Annotated in this window: 7 protein-coding genes; 5 read left to right on the top strand and 2 right to left on the bottom strand. The window is 73.8% G+C overall.

Features of this window, described 5'->3' with window-relative positions; translation table 11 throughout:
• Nucleotides 1–48: 48 nt before the first annotated feature.
• Nucleotides 49–528, top strand: coding sequence for a MarR family winged helix-turn-helix transcriptional regulator (locus OHB41_RS06325; RefSeq protein WP_266696954.1), 480 nt, complete (start codon nucleotides 49–51; stop codon nucleotides 526–528).
• Here the strand turns inward: OHB41_RS06325 and OHB41_RS06320 are convergent.
• The gene (locus tag OHB41_RS06320) at nucleotides 515–1,276 is read right to left on the bottom strand and encodes a maleylpyruvate isomerase family mycothiol-dependent enzyme (protein ID WP_266696953.1); all 762 of its coding nucleotides are present in this window, start codon (nucleotides 1,274–1,276) and stop codon (nucleotides 515–517) included. The genes OHB41_RS06325 and OHB41_RS06320 overlap by 14 nt on opposite strands.
• A 189-nt stretch (nucleotides 1,277–1,465) precedes the next feature.
• Between OHB41_RS06320 and OHB41_RS06315 the strand changes: the two genes are divergently transcribed.
• Nucleotides 1,466–1,774 (top strand): hypothetical protein, encoded by a 309-nt coding sequence (locus tag OHB41_RS06315; protein ID WP_266696952.1) that lies wholly within the window; start codon nucleotides 1,466–1,468, stop codon nucleotides 1,772–1,774.
• Here the strand turns inward: OHB41_RS06315 and OHB41_RS06310 are convergent.
• Nucleotides 1,746–3,098: an MFS transporter gene (locus OHB41_RS06310; RefSeq protein WP_266696951.1), complete on the bottom strand. Its 1,353-nt coding sequence runs from the start codon at nucleotides 3,096–3,098 to the stop codon at nucleotides 1,746–1,748. The two genes, OHB41_RS06315 and OHB41_RS06310, sit on opposite strands and share 29 nt — an antisense overlap.
• A gap of 283 nt (nucleotides 3,099–3,381) precedes the next feature.
• Here OHB41_RS06310 and OHB41_RS06305 point away from each other — a divergent pair, with 283 nt between their 5' ends.
• The 3 genes from OHB41_RS06305 to OHB41_RS06295 all read left to right on the top strand — a co-directional run bounded on the left by OHB41_RS06305 (nucleotide 3,382) and on the right by OHB41_RS06295 (nucleotide 20,706).
• The gene (locus tag OHB41_RS06305; protein ID WP_194280770.1) at nucleotides 3,382–3,597 is read left to right on the top strand and encodes a hypothetical protein; all 216 of its coding nucleotides are present in this window, start codon (nucleotides 3,382–3,384) and stop codon (nucleotides 3,595–3,597) included.
• Between the two features lie 571 nt (nucleotides 3,598–4,168).
• Entirely contained in the window at nucleotides 4,169–5,896 is a 1,728-nt protein-coding gene (locus tag OHB41_RS06300; protein ID WP_266696950.1) for a fatty acyl-AMP ligase, read from the top strand.
• Nucleotides 5,897–6,219: 323 nt separating this feature from the next.
• Nucleotides 6,220–20,706, top strand: a complete 14,487-nt coding sequence (locus OHB41_RS06295) for a type I polyketide synthase (RefSeq protein WP_266696949.1) — start codon at nucleotides 6,220–6,222, stop codon at nucleotides 20,704–20,706.
• Nucleotides 20,707–20,737: the final 31 nt, after the last annotated feature.

The following is a 20,737-nucleotide window of genomic DNA, read 5'->3' as shown; positions in this document are numbered from 1 at the left end:
GCATTTAATTCCGATGCAACGAAATGGATTCTTTGCTACGGTGCGCCCATGGCGGCGGAGAAGGCCGAGCAGGTGCTCGTGGACCAGTGGCGCGACATCCTCGCGGTGCATGCGCGCACCCTGTGCGAGGTCGACCGTGTGCTGCACCGACATGGGCTGGGCGCAAGCGACTTCGAGGTGCTCGACGTGCTGGCCGGGGACGCCGGGGCGGACGGCGCCGGCTCGTACCGTGTCCAGGAGATCTCCGACCGCGTGCATCTGAGCCAGAGCGCGCTGTCCCGTCTGGTGGCCCGACTGGAGAAGGACGGGCTCGTGGCGCGCGGTATGTGTCAGGAGGACCGGCGGGGTGTACGGGTGTCCCTCACGCCCAAGGGGCTCGACCTGCACGGTGAGGTGCTGCCGCTGCAACGCGCGGTGCTCGCGCGGATGCTGGCGGGCGATCCGACCGACCCCGACCACAGCGCCCCCGACCACGGCATCCGCGACCACAGCGTCCGCGACCAGACTGCCCGCTTCAGCGCCACGTGACGGCGGACGTCTCCCGCCACAGCGTGGTGAGTGAGCCGTCGCCGGTCACCGTCGGAAACGGCAGCCGGTTCCACAGCGCCAGGTAGAGCCGCGCGGCGGGACCGGACACCTCGCAGTCGGCGTCGGCGCCGACGTCCTGTGGCGCACCCTGAGCCGGGTGCCGCTCGCTCACGGGCGGTTCGGGTGACAGCCGCAGGGTCCACACCGCGTCGGCGTCCGTCGCCCGCACGCGCAGCACACAGGGCGTTTGTGCGCGCACCTTGCTCCGCGCCCGTCCGTGGAAGCCGCGCAGCAACTCGTCGATCCCGTCCACCGCGAGGTCCGGGGCGACCGTACCCGGCGTCCCGCCGAGCGCGGACTGCGCGTCGACGCGGTGCACGGTCGTCTCGTGCGTCTGTCGACGAGCCCAGAAGGCGAGTGGTGAGGGCGCGGGCAGAAAGCTCCAGCACTCCACATCCCGCGGGGCACGGGCGAGGCTGTCGACGAGCCGGCGGTGACCGTCGCGGAACCAGGCCAGGAGTTCGGCACCGTCGAGCGCGGGCAGCCCGCCGCCCCGTAGGTACGCGGTGTGGCCCTCGGTGACGAACGCCGTCGCCCAGCGGTGCACCATGCCCGTGTGCCGTACGAGATCCCGCACCTGCCAGCCCGGGCAGGTCACGACCTCGGCGCCAGGTCCCGCCTCCTCGGCCGCCGCCGCCAGCGAACGGCCCTCCGCGTCGAGGGCCTCCACGAATTCCGGAACGTCCATGCGGTGAGTCTGCCGGACGAACCGCGCGCTGCCGTCCCGCGGTTCACCGAGGAGCGCCGCGGCGTGAACCAGGCACTCGTGGACCTCGCCGGCGAATCGGCCCGAGCCGAGGCCGCGCCGGGGCGGGGGCGCTCGCCTGTCTGCCGGCCCGGCACCCGCGGATCGTGCCGATGCCGATGCCGATGCCAGATGCCCGGCATCTGGCACCGTGAGCGGCTGGAGGAGAACGCCGGCGTGACCGGCGCCGCCCTGTCCGGCGACGATGGCACCGCCCTCGACACCGACACCGACGCCGCCCGCCTCGGCGTCCAGGGCGTCGTTCGCGACATCTCCCACCCGGCTCTCGTGGGACGCCGACCCACCCTGCCACCGCGCGACCGGGCACCACCGTGTGACGCGGTCCCCCGCTCTCGGGCGGTGGCGTTCGCCGGGCGGCGGCCGGTGTCTTCCGGCAGCACGCCGGTCGGCATCAGGCCACCGCGACCCGTCGGGTCGTGAAGCCGATGGCGGCGGCCACGGCGGCCAGGGCGGCGACGCTGGTGAGCGCCGTGGGCAGGGAGAACCAGTCGGCCATGAACCCGATGGCCGGCGGCCCGAGGAGCATGCCGCCGTAACCGAGGGTGGACGCGGCGGCGACTCCGCCGGGTCCGGCCAGGGCGCCGGCGCGTTCGATGGCCACGGGGAAGATGTTGGCGAGGCCGAGCCCCGTGACGGCGAAGCCGAGGAGCGCGGCCCACGCGGAGGGGGCGAGCGACCCGAGCAGCATGCCGGCCGCGGCCGTCGCACCGCCCACCACCAGGATGCGGGTCCGACCGAGCCGCTCCAGCAGCGCCGTCCCGCTGAGCCGTCCGATCGTCATGGTGAGCGCGAAGCAGGAGTAGCCGGCGGCCGCGACGCCGGGATGTGCATCGAGGTCCTGTTCGAGGTGCAGTGCGCCCCAGTCGGCCAGGGCTCCCTCGCCGTACGCCGTGCACAGGGCGATCACGCCGAAGACGAGGACCAGCACCCGGGTACGGGAGTCCGTGCGGCGGGGTTCCGCCTCCTTGGCGGGGCGCGGCCGGTCCTGTGCGCCGGGAGCATCGCCGTGGTCCTGACGGTCCTGTGCGCTGGGGACATCTCCGTGGTGCGGGCGGCCCGGTGCGCTGGGGGCATCTCCGTGGCGTGGACGGCCCGGTGTGCCCGGTGCATCGCCGTAGTGCTGACGGCCGGGTGCCGCCGGAGCCTCCTCGCGCATCAGGACGCGTCCCGCGACGGCGGTGACCAGCAGGCCGACGAAGGTCAGCCCCAGCAGATGGCGGGTGGGGGACAGCGATCCCGCGACCAGTCCGCCGAGGCCCGCGCCGATCATGCCGCCCAGACTGAACGCCGCGTGGAAGCTGGGCATGATCGGCCGTCGCAGCGCGGCGACCAGGTCGACGGCTGCACTGTTGAACGCGACGTTGATTCCGCCGTAGGCGGAGCCGAACACCAGGAGCACGGCGCCCAGGGCCGCCGCGGAGTGCGTGAGCGGCGGCAGTGCCACGCTCAGCGAGAGGATGACGGCACAGACGACGGTCACCGGGTGGTTGCCGAACCGCCGGCACAGCCTTCCGGTGAGCGTCATGGTGATCACCGCGCCGGCCGAGACCCCGAGCAGCGCGAGCCCGAGCGTGCTCGCCGAGGTACCGGTCTGCTCCTTGATGGCGGGGATGCGGACGACCCACCCGGCGAAGACGAACCCGTCGAGGGCGAAGAAGGCGGTGAGGGCGATCCGGAGGCGGGTGAGGTCCTTGCCGTTGTCCGGCGCGACGTTGCGCGTTCGGGTTTTGTTTATTTTCGGCACAAAGTCACGGTAAGCGGGTGCTCGAGCTGCGGCAAGGTCGTTCGCGGGGTAATTGCGGGGAGGGGGAGTGGGGCGGTGGAGGGTCGGGGTGGCGGGCGAGGTGGCTTATTCGAACTTCCATTCAGTCCCTGCCGCCTCCCCTGAATCCCTTGCGATGCGGGCGCCCCGCCCCCTAGTGTCCAATCTCGTTGGACAGTTCGTCCGACGGAGTTGGGCACGGCCCGGGGGGAACCTGGCCGCGTCCGACGAGCACAGTGCACCGATTCCTTAGGGGGAATTGATCATGATGGATCCTCGTGAACTGGACGCCGAGTCGGCGGAGCTGCTGCCGGGCCGTGAGGCTCTCGGGCGGCTGAAGTTCAGCATCGGCAAGACGGTGAACGTCACCAAGCACGTCGCCAACATCTCCGCGCACAACGAGTCGGCAGCGCTCAACGACCACTCCTCGTGGTCGGTGGCGGACTCGGGGGCCGGCCAGGCCATCAACGTCAGCCAGTAATTCCACGACGGCGAGGGTATTCGGCGGACCGCGCATCGCGCGGTCCGCCTCACTCTTGTCCGGAAACTGAGCGTGCGGCCGCGGGCTTGTCCCGGAAACGGAGCGTGCGGCCGCGGGCTTGTCCCGGGAACGGAGCGTGCGGCCGCGGGCGTGACGACGGGCCGGGCGGTGTGCGGGTGGCGGAGCGGCCGCATTCCCGCGCTGTCGATGAGCGGGACATTGTTCGAAGTGGGTGACGCGACACACATATTCACTTCGTTCCCGCCGCGCACCAGCCAATTCAGGCGTCCGGGAACGGCGTTCGGTGGACGGACTGCGCAATTCCACGATTTGTACCCGGGGTTACACCGGTCGGAGCATCAAGTCTTGCTATCGTCCTACTCGTTGGTAGCAAGTCGAACGGGGGTCGCGGGGAGCGGGCGGAAGCAGTTCCGTTGCTCCTCGGGCGGGTTGGTCGAAACGGACGCTCTGGCAAGGGGGCCAGGCGGACACGGCATCTGCGCGTATCTGTGACGCGGCCTTCGAACTCCAGTTTTCTCGCTCACTCATCCGAACAGGTGAGACACCTCATATGGCTCGTTCCCTGGTCGATTTACTGACCGCGCACGCCTCCCGACAACCTGACCGGACCGCCTACCGGTATCTCGTCACGGGTGACTGCGACGGAGAGATCCAGGACATCTCCTACGGACGGCTGGCCGAGCGCTCCCGGGCCGTCGCCGCCTGGCTGCAGGAACGCGGACTCGCCGGTTCCCGCGCGATGCTGCTCTATCCACCCGGACTCGAGTTCATGTCCGGTTATCTGGGCTGTCTTTCGGCCGGAGTCGTCGCCGTGCCGGGCGTGCCTCCGCAGGGACGGTCGCAGAACCACCGTGCCCTGCTCCGGACGAAGCGCCTGATCGCCGACGCGGACGTCAAGGTGATCCTGGGCGGCCGTGACGTGATGGCCGCCTTGGCCGGCATGGCGGAGCACCTGCCGGAACTGGCCGGGATCACCTGCGTCGCGACCGAGGACATCCCCGACGAGGCGGCCGGCTCCTGGCGCGAACCCGATCTCACCGCCGACTCCGTCGCCTTCCTCCAGTACACCTCCGGATCCACCTCCGCCCCGCGCGGGGTGATGGTGACCCACGGGAACCTACTGGACAACGAGCGGGTCATCACGGAGCGGATGGGCCACACCCCCGAGGTGATCGAGGAGTACGGCCACGAACTCTTCGTCAGCTGGCTTCCCGTCTACCACGACATGGGACTCATCGGCCCGGTCCTGAACGCGGTGCACCTCGGTGTGACCGCCACGTTCTTCTCGCCGCTGCACTTCCTGCACCGCCCCGAGCGCTGGCTGAACGCCGTCAGCCACTACCGCGCGCACACCAGCGGCGGCCCCAACTTCGCCTACGAGCTGTGCCTGAAGCACGCGACGCCCGAACTCCTCGACCGGCTCGACCTGAGCCGGTGGCGGGTCGCCTTCAACGGCGCGGAACCCGTGCGGGCCGCCACCCTGCGCCGGTTCACCGAGACCTTCGCCGCCGCGGGCTTCCGGCGGGAGGCCCTGTACCCGTGCTACGGCCTGGCGGAGGCCACGCTGATCGTCACCGGCGGCTCGGTACAAGCCCCGCCCACCCTGGCCGAGTCCACGGAAACCGGACCGCACACCCGCGCGGCGGACGCGGCGGCGGTCGGTTCCGGCCGGCCCGGCCCCGGCACCACCGTGGTCATCGCCGACCCCGAACGGCAGGAGGAACTGCCCGAGGGCGAGGTCGGTGAGATCTGGGTCGCCGGCGCGAGCGTGGCCAAGGGCTACTGGCGCAACGCCCTGGCCACCCGGCAGACGTTCCGGGCCACCCTGAAGGACCGCGAGGGTCACTTCCTGCGCACCGGTGACCTCGGTTTCCTGCGCGAAGGCGAGCTCTTCGTCACCGGACGCATCAAGGACCTGCTGGTCATCGACGGCCGCAACCACTACCCCCAGGACCTGGAACTGTCCGCCGAGATGTCCCACTGGGCGCTGCGGCCCGGCTGCACCGCCGCCTTCTCCGTGGACGGCGGGGAGGAGGACGGCGAGCAGCCCGTCGTCGTCGCGGAGACGGTCCCGGAGGCGCTGGGTGAGTCCGAGAAGATCGTCGATCTGATCCGCAGCGCGATCGGCGAGGCCCACGGCCTGCCGGTGCGCGATGTGGTGCTGGTCCACCCCGGCACCATTCCGAAGACGTCCAGCGGGAAGATCCAGCGTCACGCCACCCGGACGGCATACCTCGACGGCACTCTCTCCCCGGTCGGCGCCCCCGTCCCTGGATGACGGCGCCCGCCCGGCAGCGCACGCGCCGTCGGTGGGTCCCTGGTCGGCATGTGACGTGCGCCGGGTCGCTCCGTCGTGCCCGGTGCACGCATCGAGGCGTGCACCGGCCGGACGCAGGGGCCGACCGTACCTGGCGCCGTGCCTCACCCGTACGCCCCGAAACCCGCCAAGAACCGGCCGAGTTCGCCGTCTGCCGTCTGCCGTCTGCCGTCTGCCGTCTGCCGTCTGCCGTACGTCGGCGGCATCGGCAGTACCCCGTGCGCTCCGCCGTGGCGGCCGTACGGCATCCACCTGAGCCCCAGTTCACGAGGACACGTGCCCAGATGCCTGCGAACGAGTTCCCGAAGCAGTCCCCCGAGACGCCCGAGACGACCTCCGAGGACGTACGGGCCTGGCTGACGTCGGCCGTCGCCGAGGCGGCCGGCCTCGCCCCGTCGGCCGTCGCCCCGGAGCGCCCGATCGCTGAATTCGGTCTGGGCTCGCGGCAGTTGGTGACGTTGGCGGCGGAGCTGGCGGAGCGGCTCGGCCGCCCCCTGGAGCCCTCCCTCGTCTTCAACCACCCCACCATCGCGGCGATCGCCGAGACGGTCCTCGGCGAAGGACCCGCCCCGACGGCCGATCCGGCCCCGGCTTCGGCGCAGGCCGGCGCACCCGTACGGGCGGACGGCGACATCGCGATCATCTCAATGGCCTGCCGGTTCCCCGGGGGCGCCGACGATCCCGAGGCCCTCTGGCGGCTGCTGGCCGAGGGCGAGGACGCCGTCGGCGAGGTGCCCGCGGGCCGTTGGGACACCCGTGCGCTCCTGGACCCCGACCCGGAGGCCGCCGGCAAGGCGTACACCCTGCGCGGCGGCTTCCTGACCGGCATCGACCGCTTCGACGCGCCCTTCTTCGGGATCTCGGCCCGCGAGGCCGCGGCCATGGACCCGCAGCAGCGGCTTCTGCTGCGGACCGGCTGGGAGGCGATCGAACGCGCCGGGATCGTCCCGGAGACACTGAACGGCAGCTCCACGGGCGTCTACATCGGCCTGTACGACAGCGGATACCTCGCCTCGGCCCGGCTGGAGCAGCTCGACGGGCACGTAGGCACCGGTTCGGCGTCCAGCGTGGCGTCCGGGCGTATCGCGTACACCCTCGGTCTCCAGGGTCCGGCCGTGACCGTCGACACCGCCTGCTCCTCCTCCCTGGTCGCCCTGCACCTGGCGGCGCGAGCGCTGGCGAGCGGTGAGTGCGACCTCGCGCTGGCGGGTGGCGCCTCGCTCCTCGTGACGCCGCGCGGGCACGTCGAGTTCAGCAGACTGCGCGGACTGTCGCCGACCGGACGGTGCAGCCCGTTCTCCGCCGGAGCTGACGGGGTGGTGTGGGCCGAGGGCTGTGGTCTGGTGCTGCTCAAGCGGCTGGCGGACGCCCGCCGGGACGGCGACCGGATCCTCGCGGTCGTCAAGGGCTCGGCGGTCAACCAGGACGGCCGGAGCCAGGGCCTGAGCGCTCCCAACGGCCTCGCACAGGAACGGGTGTTGCGCGCGGCGCTCGACGACGCAGGACTCCGGCCGGAGGACCTGGACCACGTCGAGGCGCACGGCACCGGTACGCGGCTCGGCGACCCCATCGAAGGGCGGGCGCTGGCCTCGGTGTTCGGACCGGGACGCCCGGCGGGGCGGCCGCTCGGTGTCGGCTCCCTGAAGTCCAACATCGGTCACACCCAGGCCGCGGCGGGCATCGGCGGCGTCATCAAGACCGTCCTGTCCCTCGGTCACGAACTGATCCCCGCCTCCCTGCACGCCGAGACCCCGACCGAGCACGTCGACTGGACCGGCGGCGGCCTGCGTGTGCACAGCGCCGCCAGCGCGTGGCCGCGGCGCGCCGACCGGGTGCGGCGGGCCGGAGTGAGCGCGTTCGGCATCAGCGGAACCAACGCGCACGTGATCCTGGAGGAGGCGCCGCGGGACGCGGCGCGACCGCCCGCGACCGCACCGGCCACGCCCGCCCGGCGACAGGAAACCGAAGCGCCCGGCACGGGACGGGCCGCAGCGCTCTTCCCCCTGTCCGCCCGCACCCTGCCGGCCCTCCGGGGACAGGCCGCCCGCCTGCTCGACGCGCTCGCCGCACGGCCGGGCGCGGCGCTGCCCGCCGTGGCCGCGACCCTGGCCCACCACCGCACGCACTTCGAACACCGCGCCGTCGTCCGGGCGGGCAACCGCGACGAACTGCTCGCGGCCTTGCGCGCACTCGCCGCGGGACAGTCCGACCCCGAGCTCCTCGTCGGTCCCGGGCAGACGTGTCCGCCGGGGAAGCTGGCGTTCGTCTTCCCCGGCCAGGGCGCCCAGTGGTCCGGCATGGCCCGCGGACTGCTCGACACCTCCTCGGTGTTCGCGGACGAACTCGACCGGTGCGACGCGGCCCTGCGCCCGTTCACCGTCTGGTCGGTGGCGGCCGTCCTGCGCGGCGACGAGGGCGCTCCGCCCCTGGACCGGGTGGACGTCGTCCAGCCGGTCCTGTTCGCCGTGATGGTCTCCCTGGCCGCGGTGTGGCGGGACCTTGGCGTACGACCGGACGCGGTGATCGGGCACAGTCAGGGCGAGGTCGCCGCGGCCTGTGCGGCCGGCGGGCTCAGCCTCAACGACGCGGCGGCGGTGGTCGCCCTGCGCAGCCAGGCCCTGACCGCGCTGTCCGGCACCGGCACCATGGCCGTCGTCGCCCTGCCGCACACCGAGGTCGAGGCACACCTCGCCGGGCTCGGCGGCCGGGTCTGCGTCGCCGCCGTGAACAGCGGCCGCTCGACGGTGATCGCCGGAGACGCGGAACCGCTCGAAGCCCTGCTCACCGACCTCGACCGGCAGCAGGTGTTCGTCCGCCGCCTCGACGTCGACTACGCCTCCCACAGCGCCGGCGTCGAGCCGCTCCGCACGACGATCCTCGGCGAACTCGAGGGCGTCACCGTCTGCCCGACCCCCGTCGCCTGGTACTCCACGGTCACCGGCGAACCGGTCACGGAGGAACTCGAAGCCGACTACTGGTACACGAACCTGCGCGAACCCGTCCGCTTCGCGCCCACCGTGGAGCGCATGGTGGCCGACGGCTACCGCTGTTTCGTCGAACTCAGCCCCCACCCCTCCCTCCTCACCGCCCTGCGCACGGACGCCGAGGACTCCGGCCACGAGGACCTCGTCGCCGTCGGATCGCTGCGCCGTGACGAGGACGGAGCCGCCTGTCTGGACCGGGCCGCCGCCGAACTCCACGTCCACGGACGGCCTGTCGACTGGCACCGGCTGGTGCCCGACACGGAGACGGTCGAACTTCCCACGTACGCCTGGGACACACAGTCCTACTGGATCGAGCCCGAGCCCACGGCCGCGGCCCCCGGACTCCTCGACCGCGCCGCGCACCCGCTGCTCGGCATCCAGCTGCAGTCCGCGGACGAGACCCGCTGGACCTTCCGCAACGAGTGGTCCCCGGCCACCGCCGACTGGCTGCCCGACCACACCGTGTTCGGACGGCCCGTGGTGTCGGGCACCACCCTGATGGAGCTGTGCCGCGCCGCCCTCGCCGTGGCCCGCCCGGACGCTCCCGGCGACGTGACCGACCTGCTCCTGCTCGCGCCCCTCGTCCTGCCGGAGTCCGGCACGGTCGAGGTGTCCGTCGAGGTGGTCACCGCCGGCTCCGCCCCGGAGATCACCGTGCACAGCCGCCCGCGCGGCCGGCAGGACCCGGAGTGGACCCTGCACGCGACCGCTTCGGCGGCCGGCCCCGTCCCGGCGCCGCCCGCCCGGACGCCGGTGTGGCCGGAGGCCGCCGAGTCCGTCTGGAGCACGCGGACGTACGAGCGGCTGAGCGCCCTCGGTCTGGGCTACGGCCCGGCGTTCCAGGGCGTTCGTTCGGCGGTCCCGACCACCGTCGACGGCGAGCTGCTGGCCCGGCTCTCCCTGCCCACCGTGGCCCGGGGGAGTACCGACTCCTATCCCGTCCACCCGGCGCTGCTGGACGCGGCGCTGCACGTGGCCGCCGCGCTGGACACGGGCGGCGCGTCCGACGGCCGGGTCCTGCTGCCGGTCGCGGTGGGCCGCTGCGTCCTGCCGCCCGGCGGCACCGACGACCTCACGGCGCTGGTCCGGAGGTCGGGCGGCTCCGGGACGGACCTCACCCTCGACGTGACACTGTGGGACGCGGACGGCCTTCCGGCGGGCCGACTGGAGGACGTACGGCTGCGGGCCGCCGACCCGGCGGACCTGAACGGCGCCTCGGAGAACGGCCGTCACCTGTACGAAGTGGCATGGACGGCCGCCCCCGAGGAACCCGCCGGAACCCCGGCCGCCGTGTGGGCCGTCCACGGCGACCGCTCGGACCCGGACGTCCGGGCCGCCGTACGCGGTCTGGAGGCGGCGGGGCACCAGGTGCGGGAGACGGACGCCGACATCCTCGTACGGTTCTGGCCGCGTCCGGCGGCCGACGCGGAACCGGCCGCCACCGCACAGGAGTTGGCCGCCGACGCGCTGGCCGAACTGCGTGACCTCTCGTCGCTCGCGGAGGACCGGCTGCCCGCCCGGACCGTGTGGGTGACCCGCGGCGCGATCGCGACCGGTGCCGGAGACACCGTGCCCGGGCTGGCCCAGTCCGTGCTGTGGGGCATGGCCCGCAGTGCCCGGACCGAACACCCGCACCTCGGACTGACCCTGCTCGACCTCGACGGCTCCGGCCCCTCCGGCGACGTCCTCCCGGCTGCCCTCGCGCACCCCGACGAGCCCGAACTCGCCCTCCGGGCGGGCGCCTTGCTCGTTCCGCGGCTCGTGCGCGCCCGCCCGACGGACACCTTGCGGATCCCGGCCGGGGACCAGTACGAACTGACCGGACCCCCGACGGACCCTGCCCTGCGCGCGGTCGCGCCCCACGCCCTCGCACCCGGCCAGGTCAGGATCCAGGTGCACGCCGTCGCGGTCCCCGAACCGGGCAGCGCGCGGCCCCGTACCGCGTGCGCCGGTGTGCTGACCGAGGCCGGCGCCGGGACCGGGGACCTCGCTCCCGGTCTGCGGGTCTGCGCCCTCGCCGAGACGCCACCCGGCTCCGAGGCGGTCGCCGACGCACGGATGCTCGCGGCGCTCCCGGACGACGTGCCGTTCACCACCGCGGCAGCCCTGGCCCTCGCGGCCGGTGGCGCACGCGGCGCGGGACAACCGGCCGAGGCGCTGCACGCCGCCCTCACCGGGCCGACACGGCCCGTCCGCCCCCGGACCCTGTCCGTCACCGGCGCGCGCGAGACGCTTCGGCGGCGGACCGCGTCCGGCGCGCCCGTCGTCCTCGACCTGGTCGGGCGTCCCGACCCGGTGCCCACGGACGGCACGGTGCTGATCACCGGCGGTCTCGGAGCGGTCGGCCGCCACATCGCCCGACTTCTCGCCGAACACGGGGTCCCACGACTGATTCTGACGTCCCGTCGGGGCCCGGACGATCCACGCGCCGACGAGGCCACCGCCGAACTGACCGCGCTCGGTGCCGAGGTGGAGATCGCCGCGTGCGACGTCGCGGACGCCGAAGCCCTGACCGGCGTACTCGCCCAGGTGACAGCGGAGTTGCCACTGCGCGGTGTCGTCCACTGCGCCGGAGTCCTGGCCGACGGGGTGATCGCCGACCTGACGCCCGAACGCCTCGCGAAGGTGCTGCGTCCCAAGGTCGACGGCGCCGCCCAACTGCACCGGCTCACCGCCGACATGCCCCTCGACCTGTTCCTGCTGGTCTCCTCGGCCGCCGGCGTCGTCGGCACCGCCGGCCAGGCCAACTACGCCGCGGCCAACGTCTTCCTCGACCAACTCGCCCACCACCGGGCCGCCCTGGGCCTGCCCGGCGTCTCGGTCTCCTTCGGTGCCTGGGCGGGCGAGGGCCTCGCCGCCGAACACGCCGACCTGGACCGCATGGCCCGTGTCGGCCACCGCGCCCTCACCCCGGACCAGGGCCGAGAACTCGTCGAGCTCGCCCTGCTCCGGGGCACACCGCACCTGGTCGCCTGGTCCCTGGACCTGCCCCGGCTGCGCGAGAACACGGCGGCTGCGGGCACGGCACTGTGGAGCTCGTTGCTGCCCTCGCCGCGCGGCGACCGGGACGGCGGCGAAGGTCTGGCGGCCCGGCTGGCCCGGCTGCCGGAGGCCGAGCGCGCCGCACGCGTCCTGGCGCTGGTCCGCGAGGAGGCCGCCAGGGCACTCGGCCTGCGCTCGGCCGAATCCATCGGGCCCGACCGGCCGTTGCGCGAGCTCGGCATGGACTCGGTGACGGCGGTGGAGCTGCGCAACCGCATCGGCACCCGTATCGGAGCCAGGCTCCCCGCCACCCTGCTCTTCGACCACCCCACCGCGGGCCGGCTCACCGCGCACCTGCTGGCCACCGCACTCGCCGCGGGCGCCCCCGGGGCCCCGCGGAGCGCGCCCGGTCCGCGGCACGCCCGCGACACCACGCCCGCCGCGGACGAGCCGCTGGCCCTGGTGGGCATGGCGTGCCGTATGCCCGGCGGCGTGCGCGACCCCGAGGGTCTGTGGCACCTCGTCGCCGAGGGCCGCGACGCGGTCGGCCCGTTCCCCCGGGCACGCTGGGACGTGCGGTCGCTGTACGACCCCGACCCGGAAGCCCTGGGCAAGTCGTACGCCCGGGAGGGCGGATTCCTCGACGACCTGGACCGCTTCGACGCGGGCTTCTTCGGCATCACCCCGAAGGAGGCGGCGGCCATGGACCCGCAGCAGCGCGTGCTGCTGGAGACGGCGTGGGAGGCGCTGGAGCGTGCCGGCATCGTCCCCTCCGACCTGGCGGGCAGCCCCACCGGTGTGTACGTCGGCATGTTCGGCAGCGACTACCTCGCGGGCTCCCGGCTCGATCAACTGGACGGGTACGTCGGCACCGGGTCGGCGCTGAGCGTGGCCTCTGGACGGCTCGCGTACACGCTGGGTCTGAACGGACCGGCGCTGACCGTGGACACGGCCTGCTCCTCGTCGCTCGTGGCGCTGCACCTGGCGGCACAGGCACTGCGGTCGGGCGAGTGCGACCTCGCGCTCGCCGGCGGGGTGACCCTCATGGTGACACCGGGAACGTTCGTCGAGTTCAGCCGTCTGCGGGGGCTTTCCCCGACCGGCCGCTGCCGCTCCTTCTCCGACGACGCCGACGGAGCCGTCTGGGCCGAGGGCGCGGGCATGGTCGTACTGAAGCGGCTCGGCGACGCGCGCCGCGACGGCGACGAGGTGCTCGCCGTGCTGCGCGGTACCGCGGTCAACCAGGACGGCCGCAGCCAGGGACTGTCCGCGCCCAACGGCCCGGCCCAGGAGCAGGTGGTCCGGCGGGCGCTGGAGCTGTCCGGGCTGCAACCCGCAGACATCGACCACGTCGAGGCGCACGGGACCGGGACGACGCTCGGCGACCCGATCGAGGCGAACGCCCTGGCCGAGGTCTTCGGCGCCTCGCGCCCGCAGGACCGCCCCCTGCATCTCGGCTCGCTCAAGTCCAACATCGGACACGCGCAGGCCGCTTCGGGTGTGCTCGGGCTGATCAAGGTCGTCCAGTCCCTGCGCCACCACTCGCTGCCGCGCACCCTGCACGCCGACACACCAAGTCGCCACGTCGACTGGGACGGCAGCGGGTTGCGACTGCTGCGGGAGACGACTCCCTGGCCGTCCACGAGGGAACGCGTACGGCGGGCCGGTGTGAGCGCCTTCGGGATCAGCGGAACCAACGCGCACCTGGTCGTGGAAGAGGCCCCGCGGGCCGAGGAGCGGCCCCCGGCCGAAGCCGGCACCGGCAAGCGACTGTTCGTGCTGTCCGGGCGCAGCGAGGCCGCCGTGCGCGGTCAGGCCGCGCGGCTGTCCCGGTACCTCGCACCGGACGTCGCTCTGCCGGACGTGGCCCACACCCTGGCGCGACACCGCGGCCACTTCGAACGGCGGGCGGGGATCGTGGCGGGCGACCGCGACGAACTGCGCGCCCGGCTCGACGCGCTGGCGAGCGGACGGACACCGCCGGGCCGGTCCCATGAGGGGCGCACGGGCAAGGTGGCCTTCGTCTTCGCCGGGCACGGCGGCCAATGGGCGGGCATGGGAACGGAGTTGACGGACGAGTCGGAGGCCTTCCACGAGGAGCTGTCCCGGATCGACGAAGCGGTGCACCGTCACGTCGGCTGGTCGGTCCTCAACGTGCTGCGAGCCCCGGAGGAGTTCGCCCCGCTCGAGCGGACGGAGTTCCTGCAGCCGGTGCTGTTCGCGCTGAACGCGGCCCTTGCCGCCGCATGGCGGGCGCTCGGCGTGCGGCCGGACGCCGTGGTCGGGCACAGCCTCGGCGAGATCGCCGCCGCGTACACCGCGGGCGCCCTCACCCTGGACGACGCCGCGGCCGTGGTCGCCGGGCGCGCCGGCGCGGTCGTCCCGCTGGTCGGACAGGGCGGCATGCTGTCCCTGGAACTCCCGCCCGCGGAGGTCGAGGACCTGCTCGGGCCCCACCGGGGCCGGCTGTTCGTCGCGGCCGTCAACAGCGCGCACTCCACGGCCGTGTCCGGCGACACCGACGCGCTGGACGGGCTGCGCAGGCAGCTCGACGCGCGGGGCATCCCCGTACGACGGCTGTCGACCCCGTTCGCCTCCCACACCCCCCTGATGGACCCGGTCCGCGAGGACCTGCTCGACCGGCTCACCGGCATCAGGGGCACCCGCGCACCGACCCCGCTCTACTCGACGGTGCTGGCCGCGCCCGTGCCCGGTGACCGGCTGGACGCCGACCACTGGTACGCGAACCTCGGCCGCCCGGTCCGATTCGCCGACACGATCCGGCGGATGCTCGACGACGGCTACCGCCATTTCGTCGAGCTGAGCCCGCACCCGACGCTCACCGCGTCGGTCGAGGCGGTGGCGGCCGAGGCCGGGATCGACGCGGTGGCCGTCGGCTCGCTGAGCCGCCAGCGCGACGGTCAGGACGTACTGCTGCGCGGGCTCGGGGAGTTGTACGAGGCTGGATACACGCCCGACTGGGCGGCACTGTTCCCGCGCGGCCGCCGGGTCGACCTCCCCACGTACGCCTTCGCCCGCGAACGCCACTGGCTCGCACCCGCCCCGGTCGCCGCGACGACCGGTGGCCCACCGCTTCTCGGCACGCACGTCGAGGCCAGCGACACACCCGACCGGCACCTCTTCCAGAACGAGATCGACCTGCGCGACAGCCGCTTCGCCTACCTCCGCGACCACCGGGTCGGCGGCGAGGTCTGGCTGCCCGGCGCCTCCTTCCTCGAACTGGCCCTGGAGGCCGCCTCGGTACCGGCCGGTGGTGAAGCGGGGGACGGCGGTGAGGTGCGACTCGCCGACGTGCGGTTCGTGCGGCCCCTGGCGCTCGACGCGGAACGGCCCGTACGGGTGCAACTGGTCCTCCAGCCCGCCGAGAACGGCTCGCGGGACTTCACCATCTCCTCGGCTCCCGCCGGTGAGCGGCCGGCCCGGTGGGAGCGGCATGTCACCGGACGCGTCCTGACCGGCGCCGCCGAATCCGCGCCCGACGCGGACGAGGAGCCTGCCGTGCTGCGCGAACGGTGCGGGGAGGAAGCCGACCTGTCGGCCGTCTACGCGAGGCTGACCGCCCTCGGCATCGAGTACGGCCCCGCCTTCCGGGGCCTGGAACAGGGACACCGCACGGACTCCGAAGCGGTGGGCCGGCTCGCCCGGCGTCCTGCCGCCGGTCATCTCGTGCACCCCGCGGTGCTCGACGCCGCCTTCCACACGGCGGCGCTGCCCGCGAACGCCCCCGAGGGCCGGGCGTTCGTGCCCGCCGGTGCCGGTCGGGTGCGCTTCACCGGCCGTCGCGGCACTCCCGCGTGGGCGACCTGCCGACTGCGTTCCGTGGAGGGCGACTCCGCGCTGCTGGACCTGCGGCTCTGGGACGAGGACGACCAACTGGTCCTGGAGGCGACGGGGTTCGCACTGGCCGCGCTCACACGCGCGGACGGTGCGCTCTTCGAGACCCGCTGGCAGCCGCGCCCCGACGCACAGGAGCCCACCGGCAGGGGCAGTTGGCTCGTCCTCGCCGACGGGACCGGAGTGGGTGCCGCGCTCACGGAGCGCCTGGCCGCCGCCTCGACCCCGCACGTGATCGCCCGCCCCGGCGAGGCGTTCGACACCGAGGGCCCCGGCCGTTACGTCCTCGATCCGGCAGACCCGGGGCAGGTGGCCCGGCTGCTCGACGAGGCCTTCGCGGACGGACCGCCCGAACGGGTGGTGCAGTTGTCCGCGCTCGACGCACCCCCGATCGAGGACGTCGCCACGGCCGAGGAGGCCGCGCGACGGTGCTGCCTCAGCACCCTGCACCTGGTGCGGGCGCTCGCCGACCACCCGCAGGGCCGCGCCCCGCGCCTGTTCGTGGTCGTGCGGGGCAGCCAGGCCGCGGGCGACAGCACGCAGGTGACGCACCCCCAGCAGGCACTCGCCTGGGGCTTCGGCCTCGCGGTGGCCCAGGAACACCCGGAACTGTCGACCACGCTGATCGACCTTCCGGCCACGGACGGCGGTGACGCCCTGTGGACGCAGCTGCGGCACGCGGACGACGAACGGCTCGTCGCGCTGCGGGAGTCGGGCCGCCTGGTACCGAGACTGGCCCGCACCCGCCCCGACGACGGCGGCCACGAGGGGATCACCGCGGACGGCGTGTACCTGATCACGGGCGGCCTCGGCGGCCTCGGCCGGGTGGTCGCCGAGCGGCTGGTCCGCCTGGGTGCCCGCCGGCTGGCCCTGATGAGCCGCGGCGAGCCCGACGCGGAGACGGCGACCTGGATCACGGGGCTCGAAGCCCGCGGTGTCACCGTGTGCACCGCCCGCGCGGACGTGGCCGACCGTGACGGCCTGACGGCCGCCCTGGACGCCGTACGGCAGGCGGCCGGACCGATCGCCGGGGTCGTCCACGCGGCCGGCGTCCTCGACGACGCCACGGTGGCCACCCTGACCGACGACCGCGTCCTGAGCGTGCTCGCGCCCAAGGTCCTGGGCACCGCCCTGCTCACCGAACTCGTCCCGGAGGCGAAGCAGTTCGTGCTCTTCGCCTCGGCGGCCGGCCTGCTCGGCTCGGCCGGGCAGAGCGCGTACGCGGCGGCGAACGCCTTCCTCGACGCCTGGGCGCACCACCTGTCCCGTACCGACCGCAGGGCGCTGAGTCTGGACTGGGGCGCCTGGGCGGGAGTCGGCATGGTCGCCGGGTCCGGGACCCGGGCCGCGGAGACCGGCCGGTCGGGTCTCGCCGCCTTCTCCCCGCAGGAGGGCGGCGACCTGTTCGAGCGGGTACTCACCACATCCCGCCGCCAACTCGCGCCTCTCGCCCTGGACCGGGAGACGCTGGCGCTCGACCCGGACGTGGTTCGCACCCGCCCGATCCTGGGCGACCTGATCACCGCCACGGCGGCCTCGGCGGACACGGACGGCCTCGTCACCCGGGTGTTCGCGGCGACCACGGACCGCGACCGGGAGGCATGGCTCGAAGCGTACGTACGGGCCAAGGTCGGCCAGGTCTCCGGCGGTGCGGTCGACGTGTCCGCGGTCACGCCCCTGAAGGAACTGGGCCTGGACTCCCTGATGCTCGTCCGGCTGCGCAACGCCTTCGCACGCGAGCTGCGCGCCGAACTCCCCGCCGCCGCCGTGTTCTCGGCCTCCGACATCCGGGGCCTGGCACGAGCACTGGGCGAGGTGCTGCCCGAGGAAGGCTCCGGGGCACGGGAAGGGGAACGGCGGCCCGAGCGCGCACCCGGGGCGACCGGGGTACCCGAGAGCGAACTGCGGCCCGCGACCCGCGACATGGTACGGCTGCTGCGCAGCGCCCGGCCGGACATGCCCGACGCGGCGCATGCCATCGGCCTGGCCCTGCGGCTCACCGCACCGACCACCCGCGAGGCGCTTTCGGACATTCTCACCCGCCTCGCCGGACGGCACGCCGCCCTGCGCACGGGGATGCCGGGTGGCGGCGGACAGGGCCGGCAGATGTGCGTGGAAAGGAAGTTGACCTCACCACTCCTGCGCTGGACTGAGGTGAGCGGCGACGCCGGACTCGACCCCGCCGACCGGCTGCGCCGACTGCTGGAGCCACCCTTCGACCTGGCGGACGCGCCGCTCTGGCGCTTCGAGTTGCTGGACGCGGGTGAGGGCGACCGGCTCCTCGTGTTCGGCGCGCACCACGCGGTGAGCGATCTGCAGTCGCTGCTGCTCGTCGCGGGGGAGATCGACGCCGAACTGTCCGGCACGTCGCTCGGCGACTCCGTCACCAATCGCGATCTCGACCTCCTGATCGAGGCCCAGCGCACCGACGTCACCCCCGGTGCGGGCGCGGACGCGGGAGCGGACACGGCCGAGTGGCGCGAGGCCTTCCACGGCGCCGCCCGCCTCGACCTGACCCTCGCCCGGCCCCGCCCGGAGACCCGTTCGTACCAGGCCGGGAGCGTGACCGTGGAGATACCCGACGGGCTCATGGAACGGGTGACGGCGGCCGCGAGCCGGCTCGCCGTCACACCCGCCAGCTTCTGCCTGGGCACCCTGACCGTGCTGCTGGCCAGGGCGCGGGAACGGGAGCGCTTCGTGCTCGCCGTGCCCGTCGACACCCGGATCCACGCCGACGCGTACGACGCGGTGGGCTTCTTCGGGGTGCCCGTCCCGTTCCCGGCACAGGCCGGGCCGGGGGAGCGGATCGAGGACGTGTTGCGCCGCACGGACGCGCGCCTCGACCGGGTCCTCGCCAAGGGCGCCATGTTCTCGGACGTGTTGCCGACCCTCGCCGGACAGGGGCTGCACCGGGCGAACGCGCCCCTGGTGGAGGTGTACTTCAACTACGTACGTTCCTCCGCCGGCCGCTTCGAACGGCTGGAGGTGCTCCCCGCCGGCACGGGCTACTCCGACCTCGACCTCATGATCACCATGACCCCGGACGCGGGCCGCGTCCGCCTCGACCACAACCTCGACATTTTGGACGCGGCGACCTCGACCGACCTGGCGGGGCAGTTCCTGCGGCTGCTCGCGGACGCGGCCGAGGACCCGACGACGGCGGTCCGTGCGGCGGTGGAGACGATCGGTGCGGAGCCGATCGGTGCGGTGGCGCACACGGGTCGTGCGGCGGCAAAGACGGTCCGTGCGGCGGCGGGGAACGGCGGTGCGGTGACGGGTGTCCCGGTCGCGGGCGAGCCCGCCACCGGCCCGCGCCGCTCGCTCGCTCTCGCCGCCACGTTCGCGCTGGGCCATCTGCCCCAGCTGTGCGCGGCGGCGGTCGAGGAGGCGACGGGCGAGGAGGGGACACCGGACGAGGCACGGGACGGAGCACCCGACCGGGTGCGGGACGCGGGCACGACGATCGCCGAAGCCCCGTACCACCAGGTGCTCGCCGCCCTGCGCGACCCGTCGGGCGTCTTCGCCGACCCCGCGTCGGCGGCGGGTGTGGTGCTGCTGCGGGCGGTGGACCTGGAACGGTTCGGCCCGGTCACCGACGAGGTGCTCGACGAGCTGCGCACCGCGTACCCGGCGGCACTGAAGGCCGTGTCCGAGCGCACCCGCAAGCCGCTGATCGTGGGCTTCCTGCCCACCGCGCGCGAGGAGGGCCGTTTCACGCGGTGGGAGGACGACCTCGCCGCCGAACTCACCGGCTCCCCCGGCATCGCGGTGCTCCGCCCGGACGACTGGACACGCCACCACGCCGTCGCGGAACGCTTCGACGAACGAACCGATCGGCTGGCCCACCTCCCCTTCACACCGCACTTCCAGGCGGCGGTGGCCCTGCGGGTGGCCGACGTCGTACGAGCGGTGCGGCGACCCACGCCGAAGGTGATCGCGGTGGACGGCGACCAGACCCTGTGGGGCGGAGTGGCCGGGGAGATCGGCCCGGACGCGGTGGACCTGACCGGTCATCGCGCCCTTCTCGCGCGCAGGCTGCTGGACTGGCGGGCCGCGGGTGTGCTGCTGGCACTGGTCAGCAACAACGACGAGGACACGGTACGAGCCGTCCTGGACCGCCCGGACAGCCTGTTGAAGCCCGAGCACTTCAGCGCGTTCTCCGCCACCTGGGGGCCTAAGCCGGACCGTCTCTCCCGGGCGGCGCGCGCGCTCGGCCTGGGACTCGACAGCTTCCTCTACCTGGACGACAACCCGGTCGAGATCGCGGCCATGCGGTCGGCGCTGCCGCAGGTGCTGTCACTGACCTGCCCACCGGCGGCCGAACTCGGCCACTTCCTCGGCCGGTTGTGGCCGGCGGTCCCGGTGGCGGCGACGGTCGAGGACGGTCTGCGGGCACGGTTCTACGCGCAGGAAAGGGAACGGGACGCGGCCCGCGAACAGGCCGGATTCGAGGAGTTCCTCGCCCGGCTGGAACTTCAGGTCGACATCCGGGCCCTCTCCGAGGGCGACGAAGAGCGGGCCGGACAACTCGTGCGCCGGACCAATCAGTTCGTGCTGCACCCCCGGTCGGCCGACGGCGGCGATCTGGCGCGGTGGCGGGAACACGGCGAGGTGTGGACGGCCGCGGCACGCGACCGGTTCGGCGACTACGGGCAGATCGGACTGTTCGCCCTGCGCGCGGAAGGCGGCCGACTCGACGTCCTCGCCTGGGCGATGAGCTGCCGTGCGCTCGGCCGCGGCGTCGAGGAACGGATGCTGCGGTGGCTGGCCGACCGTGCCGACCAGCTGGGCTGCGCGAAGGTCCGCCTGACGGCGGAGCGCACCGCGCGCAACCTGCCGGCCCGGCGTCTGCTGGCCGCGCTCGGCGGCGGCGACCCGGACGACGCGCGCCTGGAGAGCGTGGTCACGCCCGAGCAGCTGCGGGCCTTCCGCTCCTGGCGGCGACGGTGAGCGGGACGGCCACGGCGCGTGGCCCGGTCGG

It is taken from the genome of Streptomyces sp. NBC_01571 (assembly GCF_026339875.1).
Lineage (GTDB): Bacteria > Actinomycetota > Actinomycetes > Streptomycetales > Streptomycetaceae > Streptomyces.
The sequence above is the reverse complement of the archived record's forward strand: the minus strand, read 5'-3'. Positions and strand labels throughout refer to the sequence as shown.

Excerpts from the sequence above, each read along its gene's own strand:
- OHB41_RS06295 (WP_266696949.1), top strand. The coding sequence starts at position 6,220 with ATGCCTGCGAACGAGTTCCCGAAGCAGTCCCCCGAGACGCCCGAGACG.
- OHB41_RS06300 (WP_266696950.1), top strand. The coding sequence starts at position 4,169 with ATGGCTCGTTCCCTGGTCGATTTACTGACCGCGCACGCCTCCCGACAA.
- OHB41_RS06315 (WP_266696952.1), top strand. The coding sequence starts at position 1,466 with ATGCCCGGCATCTGGCACCGTGAGCGGCTGGAGGAGAACGCCGGCGTG.
- OHB41_RS06305 (WP_194280770.1), top strand. The coding sequence starts at position 3,382 with ATGATGGATCCTCGTGAACTGGACGCCGAGTCGGCGGAGCTGCTGCCG.
- OHB41_RS06325 (WP_266696954.1), top strand. The coding sequence starts at position 49 with ATGGCGGCGGAGAAGGCCGAGCAGGTGCTCGTGGACCAGTGGCGCGAC.
- OHB41_RS06320 (WP_266696953.1), bottom strand. The coding sequence starts at position 1,276 with ATGGACGTTCCGGAATTCGTGGAGGCCCTCGACGCGGAGGGCCGTTCG.